General features: G+C 27.5%; 15 protein-coding genes. 14 read left to right on the forward strand and 1 reads right to left on the reverse strand.

Translation table 11 applies throughout. The features are described 5' to 3' along the window. The coding region (locus tag ACI3VO_RS14830) for a hypothetical protein (RefSeq protein WP_439758662.1) at positions 1-425 on the reverse strand (425 nt) is incomplete at its 3' end. A 337-nt stretch (positions 426-762) separates the two neighbouring features. Between ACI3VO_RS14830 and ACI3VO_RS14835 the strand changes: the two genes are divergently transcribed. From ACI3VO_RS14835 to ACI3VO_RS14900, 14 genes are all read left to right on the forward strand, one after another. Continuing rightward, on the forward strand, positions 763-1,308 hold the full coding sequence (locus tag ACI3VO_RS14835; RefSeq protein WP_439758663.1) for an RNA polymerase sigma factor: 546 nt from the start codon (positions 763-765) through the stop codon (positions 1,306-1,308). Next, complete coding sequence (locus ACI3VO_RS14840) at positions 1,301-1,993, forward strand: DUF4367 domain-containing protein (protein ID WP_439758664.1); 693 nt, start codon at positions 1,301-1,303, stop codon at positions 1,991-1,993. Before ACI3VO_RS14835 ends, ACI3VO_RS14840 begins: the two co-directional genes overlap by 8 nt. A gap of 95 nt (positions 1,994-2,088) precedes the next feature. Beyond that, positions 2,089-2,517: a hypothetical protein gene (locus ACI3VO_RS14845; RefSeq protein ID WP_439758665.1), complete on the forward strand. Its 429-nt coding sequence runs from the start codon at positions 2,089-2,091 to the stop codon at positions 2,515-2,517. A 117-nt stretch (positions 2,518-2,634) separates the two neighbouring features. Beyond that, the gene (locus ACI3VO_RS14850; RefSeq protein ID WP_439758666.1) at positions 2,635-3,537 is read left to right on the forward strand and encodes a hypothetical protein; all 903 of its coding nucleotides are present in this window, start codon (positions 2,635-2,637) and stop codon (positions 3,535-3,537) included. 13 nt (positions 3,538-3,550) lie between these two features. Continuing rightward, on the forward strand, positions 3,551-4,030 hold the full coding sequence (locus tag ACI3VO_RS14855) for a hypothetical protein (protein WP_439758667.1): 480 nt from the start codon (positions 3,551-3,553) through the stop codon (positions 4,028-4,030). Between the two features lie 268 nt (positions 4,031-4,298). After that, complete coding sequence (locus tag ACI3VO_RS14860; protein ID WP_439758668.1) at positions 4,299-4,955, forward strand: sigma factor; 657 nt, start codon at positions 4,299-4,301, stop codon at positions 4,953-4,955. 2 nt (positions 4,956-4,957) lie between these two features. Next, entirely contained in the window at positions 4,958-5,824 is an 867-nt protein-coding gene (locus tag ACI3VO_RS14865) for an anti-sigma factor domain-containing protein (protein WP_439758669.1), read from the forward strand. Between the two features lie 226 nt (positions 5,825-6,050). Continuing rightward, entirely contained in the window at positions 6,051-7,448 is a 1,398-nt protein-coding gene (gene cysS / locus ACI3VO_RS14870) for a cysteine--tRNA ligase (RefSeq protein ID WP_439758670.1), read from the forward strand. Further along, positions 7,433-7,846: a Mini-ribonuclease 3 gene (locus ACI3VO_RS14875; RefSeq protein WP_439758671.1), complete on the forward strand. Its 414-nt coding sequence runs from the start codon at positions 7,433-7,435 to the stop codon at positions 7,844-7,846. Before cysS ends, ACI3VO_RS14875 begins: the two co-directional genes overlap by 16 nt. A 213-nt stretch (positions 7,847-8,059) precedes the next feature. After that, positions 8,060-8,818, forward strand: coding sequence for an FAD-dependent thymidylate synthase (thyX, locus tag ACI3VO_RS14880; protein WP_439758672.1), 759 nt, complete (start codon positions 8,060-8,062; stop codon positions 8,816-8,818). 12 nt (positions 8,819-8,830) lie between these two features. Continuing rightward, a complete protein-coding gene (rlmB, locus tag ACI3VO_RS14885) occupies positions 8,831-9,565 on the forward strand; it encodes a 23S rRNA (guanosine(2251)-2'-O)-methyltransferase RlmB (protein ID WP_290693903.1) in 735 nt (244 codons plus the stop codon). Then, positions 9,565-10,095 carry an NYN domain-containing protein gene (locus tag ACI3VO_RS14890; RefSeq protein ID WP_320623975.1) on the forward strand — a complete coding sequence of 177 codons (531 nt, stop codon included), beginning with the start codon at positions 9,565-9,567 and terminating at the stop codon, positions 10,093-10,095. The genes rlmB and ACI3VO_RS14890 overlap by 1 nt, the downstream gene beginning before the upstream one ends. Before the next feature lie 61 nt (positions 10,096-10,156). Beyond that, positions 10,157-10,819, forward strand: coding sequence for an RNA polymerase sporulation sigma factor SigH (sigH, locus tag ACI3VO_RS14895; protein ID WP_320623976.1), 663 nt, complete (start codon positions 10,157-10,159; stop codon positions 10,817-10,819). A gap of 60 nt (positions 10,820-10,879) precedes the next feature. Further along, the coding region (locus tag ACI3VO_RS14900; RefSeq protein ID WP_439757957.1) for a GTP-binding protein at positions 10,880-11,003 on the forward strand (124 nt) is incomplete at its 3' end.

The following is an 11,003-nucleotide window of genomic DNA, read 5'->3' on the forward strand; positions in this document are numbered from 1 at the left end:
AGCAACTCCAAAGTTTTTAAATTATAAGAATTATTTTTTTCTAAAAAATTAATATCTATATCCATAGAATATAAACAAATATCTTTATATTTATTACTTTTGTGTAATTTATTCAAATAAATTTCTATATTATTTTTTTTATCATTATAGATTAAATAATTATTAGAAATATATTTACTGTCTGATTTTAATTTTTCATTTAAATTCTTAAATAAAGTGCTGTTTTTAGAATCTACAAATATCAATGAAAGTTTTAAATTATCGTCTTTTTCATCAATATAAATGTCACCTTTGTGTTTTAAAAATAGAGCATTACTAGATGAATTACTAAAAACATTAGTTCCTTTTTGAATAAAAATAAAACTGATTAAAAGTAATCCTAAAATTAAAAAAAATTTTTTTTTCTTAAATATTTTTTTAAACATATATACAACCTCCTTATGTTACTTTACTGTAGAAAAAATATTCATATAGTTTTATGTTTTCATAATAGAAACACCTCCTTATTTCTCTTTCATATATATAAACGGAAAATAGCATAAATTTGTTTCAACTTTTATAAATTTTTTAATAAAATTTTATTTTTTTTAGAATTATTGTAAAATTGAAACAAATCCATTTAGTTTTTCGTTTATATATATGAAATAAAATTATTATAGAATTATAAAAGATTATGTAAGGATAAATTTATTTTAATATACAGCAATATTAATGCTATACTTAGGTAAACAGTATTAAGCATTAATAGGGGGAAAATGTCTTATGATAATGTATATGTCTTTAATAGACAATGAAGATGACAAGATAAAGTTTGAAGATATTTACAATAGATATAAAAAAATGATGTTTTGGATAGCAAATCAGATATTAAAAGATGAACGAGATATTGATGAGGTAGTACAAGATAGTTTTATAAAAATAATTAGAAATTTAGATAAAATCAAAAAAATAAATAGCAAAAAAACTAAATCTTTTATATCAATTATAGTTAAAAATACTGCTATAGATGCATATAGAAAAAGTCTTTCAAATAGGGTAGAAGTCGAATTAGAGGATAACTTGATTTTCCCATCGGATGAACTAGAAGAAGTAGAAAAAGAGGGGTTAAATGATATAGAAATTGCCATAATGAAGCTTCCAGAAATCTATAAAGAAGTATTTTTATTAAAGTATAGTCATGAATTAGAAAATTACGAAATAGCAAAATTACTAGACATAAAAGAATCTACAGTTAGAGTAAGATTGGCTAGAGGAAAAGAAAAGCTAGAATTTATTTTGAATAAAATGGAAGGTGTTGATAATGAGTAAAAAAATTACGGACGAATTACTTTATAAATATTGTAAGACTGTAGATGAATATATAACTGATAAAATACCTGATGATGAAGAAATAGATCATACGTATTCAGAAGAGTTTGAAAATCAAATTGAGAAAATTATAAAGCAAGAAAAGAGATGTAATTTTGTAGCAAAATTTTATAAATATTCAAAGAAAGTAGCAATCATATTTTTGATTATAATTTCTGTGTTTGGGGCAACGATGAGTGTTGATGCTATTAGATATAGGGTAATTGAAGCTATAAAGGATATACATAAGGAATTTACGCTTTTTGAATTTAATGGTAAATCAGAAAAGGAATTTAATGTGAAATTGCCAACATACTTACCGGAAGGATTTAAAGAAACAGAAAAAGAATTAATGAGCAATGACATTATGTTATTCTATAAAAATAATAATGATGGTATATTTTTTGAATGTTTTAAAATAGAAAATCAACATTTATCTATAGATACTGAAGATGCAGAAGTAAATAAATTAATAATAAATGGTATGTATGAGGCTGAGTATATAAAAAAAGGAGAAGAATATACACTTATGTGGCAAGATGAAGAAAATTGTTATATACTTACCGTTGAAACTGAAGATGGATACAAGAGTGTGTTAGAGAATAAGTATAATGAATTAATAAAAATAGCAGAAAGTGTAAAATAAAACAAAAAAATTATAAAAATTGAAACAAAGTCCTCTTTTTTTTCGTTTATATATACAAAGGTATATATAAATAGAGAGAAAGGGGAGTTTTTATTATGAAAATAAAAAACGAGATAAAAATTTTAATAATAAGTATTATGTTAACATTTAGTTTTATAGTTCCTATTTCTGCTACTACAATAGATAATTTTAATGATAGCGATGTTGAATTAATGTATTTGTATGTAAAAAGTGAAAAAAGTCAATTAAATATAAGTAATGGAATTGCTACTATAAAAGCATCTATGAAATCTGATTTAGAAGTCGATAAAAGTTTGATAACATCAAGATTACAGAAGAAAGTTAATGGAGAATGGAAAACTGTAGAGGCTTGGACAGTGTCTAAAGCAGGAATTACTTGTTCTTTAGAAAAAACTAAGTCAGTAAGTAAAGGGTATGAATATAGAGTTTTTTCTACGATGAAATCATATAAAGGAGATAAATCAGAAAGTGTTGCATCTTTTAGTGAAGTTGTTAAATATTAATAAATTTAAATAAAAATATTATTAATTAAGGATGTGATAGAAATGATTTAGTTTAAAAAAATTCAAGCATTTTGAAAGATTTAAATGATTATAAATAATATGTTGGGAGGAGAAATTATGTTAAAAAAATATTTATCAATAATATTATCAATGTTAATAGTTTTGAATTGTTCTTTAACTGTATTTGCAGAAGAAACGAATTATCAAAAAAATATTAGTGACAAAGGAAATATAGATATTGATTTATTAGTTTCTAGAGAAATAAGTGATACTGAAAGAAAGCAAATAGAAGATGAATTAAAAGTATTAAGTCTATATGGTGAAAATCTAGATGAAATAATTAAAATAAATATAAATGGAGGTAAATATGTTTATATTGTAAAAAGCTTTGATGATGATTTACTTTCTGAGTTGTCTGTAACTAAAAATGAAGAAGGTTTACAACAATTAAATATAAAAGAAGGAGAAAAAGAAGACACTGTTTTAAAGAAAGAAGGAGATTTATATATAGATGGTGAAAAAATTATAGTAGAAAGTAGTGTTTCAATAAGTGATAATGATACACAAATAATGCCTTTAGCTGATAGAGACAGATGGGTTACAAATGCTTGTCCTTATGGTAAATCTTCAGATTACTCTAAATATATAGGAGTTAGAACTAATCCAGATATAAAATTAGGCAAAATGTTAGAAGAATATACAAGAAAAGGGTTAGCGAAAGCACTTATTCATGGTATTTCTGCTTCATTAGGTTTATCAGGTATTGCTGAATCTATAGTCAATTCATCTTGCGATAGAGCAGCAGATAAATTATTAGATAAAGCATTTGGAAGTTATAAAAATACTAAATATTTATCAAGTAAAACATATATATATTATCATGGAACACAAGGACATTACATTGAAAGTAAAAATATGATGGTGGAGAAAGATAATATAAGATGGTATTATGGTAGATATACAAAAGATTCAGATAAGGGACCTTTATCTACTGAATATGTTTGCACAAGATATTATTAAAGAGGAAAATAAAATGTTTAAATTTATGTTAAAAATAGCAGATTTTGTAGTAGAAAATGATTATATAAAAGTAGCAACAGAGAAGAAACATATGAAAGAAAGAATTGAGTTCGGCTTGGAAGCTATGGTTATGGGTCTCTGCATATTTCTAATTTGGAATGGATCTATTATTACTTATAAAAATTTTCAAAATTTTTATCTAGGTATGGGATTATTTATTTATGATTTACTTTATTATGGCTTTGTAATGAAATACTATATTCATAAATTGAATGTTTTAAAAGAAATTAATAGTAATATTGCAAAAATAATACAGAGAAAAATATCATGTATATGGGGGTTAACTTTGATAATGGCGTGTGTTTATTCTATAAATTGTGATATAAGAGTATATTCATTTAAATGTACGATGGTGATTATTATTTGTATAATTATTGCTATGGCAGAAATGATGAGCATAGAAACTGATTTAAATAAATATGTATTTAAGTAAAAAATATAAAAATAAAAATTTAATAGAGTGTATATAAATAAATGAATAAACCTCCTGATAGATTTATAGAAGTGTAAATATATTAGGAGGTTTATTATTTAAAGATCAATTATCTGCAAGAGTAAATAAGTTACAAAAATATTTTTTATATATTTGTAAGAATGCTATAATTTACATAATGGATACTAATTTTTGTGAAAAAGTACCTATATTTGATAAGGTATAGGTACTATATATTAGGAGAATCAGGACAAAGAGAGGTGATTTGATGAGTTTTAACAAGGGTCCTAGAATGGACATAAATGATTTTATAGAAGAAAACATTCCTTTCATAGTAAAAACAACGAGTTCATTTTTGGGCAGGTATGTATGTACTGATAATGACGAGGAGTTTAGTGTCGCTTTGATTGCGTTTAATGAAGCTATTGAAAGATACAACGAGGAAAGAGGTAATTTCTGGTCGTTTGCAAAGCTTGTTATAGAGAGTAGATTAAAAAATCATCTTCAGAAAAATGCTAGATTAGAAGCAGCAACATCCATTGAAGAGCTTACAGAGGCTGGAATGCAGATACATGATGATAATGTCAAGGTAGACAAGACTACTTCTGACTTGAGAGATGAAATAATGGCTTTTAAAGAGGAGCTAGGGCTATTTGGGATAACCTTTGAGATATTGGTTAAAGAATCGCCAAAGCATAAGGATACTAGAGATAGAGCTATTAAAATTGGATATAAAGTAAGTGAGGATGAAGTTATAATAGAAAAGGTATATGCAAAGAGAAAATTGCCTATTAAGGATGTATCGAGAAGGTTTGAGATAACAGAAAAAATAATAAAGAGAAGTAAAACCTTTATTCTTTCTACAGCTGTACTGTTTTTTAAAAAGTATACTAATTTAATAATTTGGATTAAGGGGGTTAAGTAGTTATGAATTCTAATAAGGTTATTATTATGGAAATAAAAGACGATTATGCTATTGCTATGACTCCTGAATTCGAATTTATAAAAATTAAAAAGAAGAAGAGCATGCAGGAAGGGCAGAAGATTTATATTGTAGATGAGGATATATGCTATAGCGATGAAAAAGTTCCTTTCTTTAAGAATAAGAATTTTATTAAGGGATTGGGATTACTGGTTATTTTAATAGGTGCTATTTTAGTAGTTTGGATGTTATTAAATCCGTTCAAAAATAACAGTTATGCAGTAATTTCTCTGGATGGGAATTCAGGTCTTGAAATGAAATTAGATGAAAATAAACATGTGGTTGAAGCGACTTCTAGAGATAATTCTATTCCAAATAAGGAGCTAGATTATATAGAGGGAGAAACTCTCGATGATGCTATTGAGCATGTAAGTGATTTGTTAGAAAATGACAATTATGTATTAGCTGGATATTCTATTTCTGATGAAAACAATACTGCATATGACAAAGATTTAAAATCTACGGTGCAAAAATATTTACCATATACCTTATTCATAAAATCAGATATGGATGATGTAAAATTAGCTGATTCAGAAGATATGACATTAGGTAAATATGAATTAAAGGATATACATTATTTAGAAGAATTAGAGTCATGTGTAGAAAAGGATATTGATTACACTAGATTGGATAAATTCATTGTGGCAAATTCTAAATTGATTGAAAAAGGAGAAAGAATAAGAAAAGAAATAGCTAATATGGAGAATAAATCAAAAAATGATGATGATAGTAATAACAACAACAGCAATAATAGTAATGACGACGATGATGACGACGATGAAGAAGATGATGATGACGACGATGATGATTAATAAATTTTAAAAAATGCCCCTAGATATACATCTGGGGGATTATTTTTCTTAAGATTATCAAAATAATAAAAAATACATTTATATATGTTGTTAAAATTGTGTAATAAGGTATAATATTATAGTAAACAGTTGAAACTATATAAAAAATTAAAGAAAAAAATATATGAAATATTAATTAAATACAGAAAACACTAAATAAAATTTAAGAAGAGGAGAGGTGATTGTCGTGAAATTATATAATACATTATCACGTAAAAAAGAAGAATTCGTACCAATTGAAGAAGGCAAGGTGAAAATGTATGTTTGTGGGCCTACAGTATACAACTTTATACATATAGGAAATGCTAGACCTTTTATAATATTTGATACATTGAGAAGATACTTAGAATACAGGGGATATGATGTTACATATGTTCAAAACTTCACAGATGTAGATGATAAAATAATAAAAAGAAGTCATGAAGAAAACATCACACCAGAAGAAGTTGCTACTAAATACATAAAAGAATACTTTGTAGATGCAGACGGATTAGGAATCAAAAGAGCAGACGTGCATCCTCAAGTAACAAACAACATAGAACAAATAATAGCTTTCGTAAAAGAACTAGAAGACAAAGGATATGCTTATGCAGTTAATGGAGATGTTTATTTCGATACTAAAAAATTCAAAGACTATGGTAAGCTTTCTGGTATAAAACAAGAAGAACTAGAAGCTGGAGCAAGAATAGAAGTAAACGACCAAAAAAGACATCCAATGGACTTTGTTTTATGGAAAGCTAAAAAAGAAGGAGAACCAGGATGGGCAAGTCCTTGGGGCGAAGGTAGACCAGGATGGCATATAGAATGCTCTGTTATGTCTAATAGATACTTAGGGGAAACTATAGACATACATGCTGGTGGACAAGACTTAAAATTCCCTCACCACGAAAATGAAATAGCACAAAGTGAAGCTAGAAGTGGAAAGAATTTCTCTAATTACTGGCTACACAATGAATATATAAATGTAAATAACGAAAAAATGAGTAAATCATTAGGAAACTTCTTCACAGTTAGAGAAATATCAGAAGTTTACGATTTAGCTGTAGTTAGATTCTTCATGCTATCTACTCATTATAGAAATCCAATTAACTTCAGCGACGAAATATTAAATCAATCTAAAGCAGGTCTTGAAAGATTATACAATGCTAAAGAAAGAGCTGAGTTTATAATAAGCAATCTTGGGGATACTAAGATAACTGAAGATGAAGCTAAGCTACAAGATGAATTAGCTGGATTTAGACAAAAATTCATAGATGCTATGGATGATGATGTTAATACAGCAGATGCAGTAAGTGCAATATTCGAATTAGCTAAATTCATGAACAGCAACATAACTGAAAATTCTTCAAAGGAATTTGCTCAAAAAACATTAGCTGAATTCAACGAATTAACTGGTGTTTTAAACATAGTAAACGACAAAAAAGAAGAAATGCTAGACGAAGAAATAGAAAAATTAATAGCACAAAGAACAGAAGCTAAAAAGGCTAAAAACTTCCAATTAGCAGATGAAATAAGACAACAATTATTAGATAAGGGTATCGTCCTTGAAGACACAAGACAAGGCGTAAAATGGAAAAGAGCATAAAAATGGACAAAACTGAATTAATAACTATGTCACCTTTAGTTTTAGCATATTTAGGAGATACAGTTTATGAATCTTATATTAGAGAACATCTAATAAGACAAAATATCAACAGAAAAGTAAATGATCTTCACAAATCAGCTATACAATACTCTAAGGCTAAGGCACAAGCGACAATAATACATGAATTACAGGATGAATTGACAGAAGAAGAGATGAGGATTTTTAAAAGAGGTAGAAATCAAAAGCCTCATACATCACCTAAAAATGCCGATATTATTGATTACAAATGTGCGACAGGCTTTGAAGCCTTGATAGGGTATTTGTATCTAAGTGAAGATAGAGAGCGACTAGAATATATAGTCCAAAAGAGTATAGAAATTATAGAACGAGAAATATAATTAAAAACACCACTTTTAAGCATGCTTTAAAGTTTTGTAAGAAAGTGGTGTTTTTTTATAATGTATTTTTAGTGTATAATTAATTGGTGAAGTTATTTTATATGAAATTGCATTTTATAAAGTTTTTTTGCGAAAATATAAAGAAAGTTCACATATAAATTAAAAAATCTTTATATATTAAGTTTATAAATAAAAAAATAGGAGGATTTTATTATGAAAGTAAAATTATTAGCCCATACACCAGAACCGGAAAAAGTAATATCTATGGCTGCTAAGCTATGTTATTCTCAAGTTGGTGTGGATGAAATAGAACAAAATTTAACTCAAGAAAGTATAGATAAATTTTTAAATATGCTAGTAAGTATTGGTCATGAGTCACCAATCGAGCATGTTACATTTACATTTGGAATTGAAGGAATATCAAGAAGCTGTTCTCACCAAATCGTGAGACACAGAATTGCAAGCTTTTCACAGCAATCACAACGTTATGTAAAGCTTGATCAATTTGAATATATAATTCCACCAGAAATAGAAAAAAATGAAGAAGCTAAAAAAATATTCATAGAATCAATGAACAAATGTCAAGAAGACTATGATAAATTAGTAGGAATACTATTTAAAAAGCATTACCAAGATTTATTAGACAAAGGGGTAAGCGAAAAGAAAGCTAAATCACAAGCTGAGAAAAAATCTATAGAGGATGCGAGATATGTATTCCCAAATGCTTGCGAAACAAAAATGGTATTTACAATAAATGCCAGAAGCTTGTATAATTTCTTCCATCACAGATGCTGTGAAAGAGCTCAATGGGAGATTAGGGAATTAGCTACACAAATGTTAAAATTAGTAAGAGAGGTAGCACCTACTTTATTTAACAACGTGGGACCAAATTGTTTAAATGGACCATGCCCAGAAGGTAACATGTCATGTGGAAAAATAAAAGAAATAAGAGAAAAATTTAATAATTTATAGGCGGTGAAATTATTGGCAAATATAGAAGGTAGAAATCCTATCATAGAAGCTTTGAGAAGTGATAGGGCAATAGATAAGATAATGATATCAAATTCATCTAAGGAAGGGTCTATCAAAAAAATAATAGGTATGGCTAAAGAAAAAAACATAGTTATACAATATGTTGATAAACACAAATTAGATGAAATAAGTACAAGTCATTCACATCAAGGTGTAATAGCAGTAGTAAGTGATTACAAGTATTACGAACTAAGTGATTTATTGGAAATAGCAAAGAAAAAGGGTGAAGATCCATTTTTTATTATACTAGATGAAATAACAGATCCCCATAATCTTGGTACGATAATAAGAACAGCAGATGCGGTTGGAGCTCACGGTGTAATCATACCAAAGAGAAGATCAGTTCATATTACTTCTGTAGTAGCAAAAGCTTCAGCAGGAGCAGTTGAATATGTTCCAGTATGTAAAGTAACCAATATAGTAAATACTATAAAGCAATTAAAAAAAGAAGGACTTTGGATAGCAGCAGCTGACATGGATGGAGAGGTTTTCTATGAACAAAACCTAACAGGCCCAATAGGATTAGTAATTGGAAGTGAAGGTTTTGGAGTGTCTAGATTAGTTAAGCAAAATTGTGATTTTGTAGTTAAGATGCCGATGATAGGAAATGTATCATCTCTAAATGCCTCAGTTGCAGGCGGAATATTGTTATATGAAATTTTTAGACAAAGAATGAAGAAGGATTAATGGCTAAGAAAAAACATAAATCGTATTTAATTGTAGATGGTTACAATATCATAAATGATTGGGAAGAATTGAAGACATTGGCAAGTGAAGATTTAGATGCTGCAAGAGAGAGGTTAATACACTATATAATTGAATTTGCGCAATATAACGGCAAAAAAGCAATTGTTGTTTTTGATGCTTACAATGTTAAAAATAGCAGGGAAAAGGTTGAAAGAAGAAAATATATAACTATTGTATATACAAAAGAACATCAAACTGCAGACAGTTATATAGAAAAATTTATAAGTACATTATCTAAATACGATAAAATTCAAGTGGCTACTAGTGATTATGCAGAGCAACAAATTATTTTGGGGAAAGGTGCAACTAGAATTTCTGCAAGGGAATTAAAAATCTATCTTGATGAAACTTTGACGAAAATAAAAGAAAAACAGCGAGATAATACGAAAAAAATTCAGCGAAATTTCTTGGAAGATAGGTTAGATGATACAACTTTGTCGAAACTTGAGAACATTCGTAGAAAGCATTGAAAATACTGGATTTGTTGAGCTATAATATAACTATAGGAAACTTGTAAATGGGGGAGATTTCATGTTACTAGCTAAGGATAATGATAGAGATTATAACTATTATGAAAGTTTGGATAATAGTCAACAAGATGAATATAATATAGTATTAAAAGCGAATAAAGGGGATAAAATAGCATTAGAATACATTATATCTAAATATAAAAATTTTGTGAAAGCAAAGGCTAAATCATATTTTTTAGTAGGAGCTGATAAAGAGGATATAATTCAAGAGGGTATGATTGGTTTATATAAAGCAGTCAGAGATTTTGATGGAACCAAAACAAATTCCTTTAAATGTTTTGCTGAAATATGTATAACTAGGCAGATAATAACTGCTATTAAGACTGCAACAAGACAAAAACATATACCTCTAAATTCATATGTATCATTGAATAAACCTATCTATGATGAGGAATCAGATAGGACGCTTTTGGACATAATAGCAACAAGTATAGTAACTGATCCAGAAGAATTAATAATAAGCAAAGAAGAACTAAAAAATATCGAAGATAAGATGAATGAATTATTAAGCGACTTAGAATTAGAAGTATTAGGATTGTATTTAAGTGGTAAGTCATATCAATATATTGCTAACATACTTAATAGAGATGTTAAATCTATTGATAATGCACTACAAAGAGTTAAGAGAAAATTAGAAAAACATCTTGAAAACAGAAATAATTAATAGTAAAATGCTTATTGTAAACACTTTAATCATATTAAATTATTTAGGAGGTAATTCAAAATGGCAAAGGCTAAATACGAAAGAACTAAACCACATGTTAATATAGGAACAATCGGTCACGTTGACCATGGTAAAACTACATTAACAGCTGCAATAACAAAAACATTATTTGACAGATATCAAT

It is taken from the genome of Intestinibacter sp. (assembly GCF_051866655.1).
Taxonomy (GTDB): domain Bacteria; phylum Bacillota; class Clostridia; order Peptostreptococcales; family Peptostreptococcaceae; genus Intestinibacter.

Bases quoted from the DNA above. Each gene is read 5' to 3' on its own strand.
- ACI3VO_RS14855 (WP_439758667.1), top strand. From the start codon at position 3,551: ATGTTTAAATTTATGTTAAAAATAGCAGATTTTGTAGTAGAAAATGAT.
- ACI3VO_RS14875 (WP_439758671.1), top strand. From the start codon at position 7,433: ATGGAAAAGAGCATAAAAATGGACAAAACTGAATTAATAACTATGTCA.
- ACI3VO_RS14835 (WP_439758663.1), top strand. From the start codon at position 763: ATGATAATGTATATGTCTTTAATAGACAATGAAGATGACAAGATAAAG.
- ACI3VO_RS14860 (WP_439758668.1), top strand. From the start codon at position 4,299: ATGAGTTTTAACAAGGGTCCTAGAATGGACATAAATGATTTTATAGAA.
- ACI3VO_RS14840 (WP_439758664.1), top strand. From the start codon at position 1,301: ATGAGTAAAAAAATTACGGACGAATTACTTTATAAATATTGTAAGACT.
- sigH (WP_320623976.1), top strand. From the start codon at position 10,157: ATGTTACTAGCTAAGGATAATGATAGAGATTATAACTATTATGAAAGT.
- ACI3VO_RS14890 (WP_320623975.1), top strand. From the start codon at position 9,565: ATGGCTAAGAAAAAACATAAATCGTATTTAATTGTAGATGGTTACAAT.
- ACI3VO_RS14865 (WP_439758669.1), top strand. From the start codon at position 4,958: ATGAATTCTAATAAGGTTATTATTATGGAAATAAAAGACGATTATGCT.
- ACI3VO_RS14845 (WP_439758665.1), top strand. From the start codon at position 2,089: ATGAAAATAAAAAACGAGATAAAAATTTTAATAATAAGTATTATGTTA.
- ACI3VO_RS14850 (WP_439758666.1), top strand. From the start codon at position 2,635: ATGTTAAAAAAATATTTATCAATAATATTATCAATGTTAATAGTTTTG.
- thyX (WP_439758672.1), top strand. From the start codon at position 8,060: ATGAAAGTAAAATTATTAGCCCATACACCAGAACCGGAAAAAGTAATA.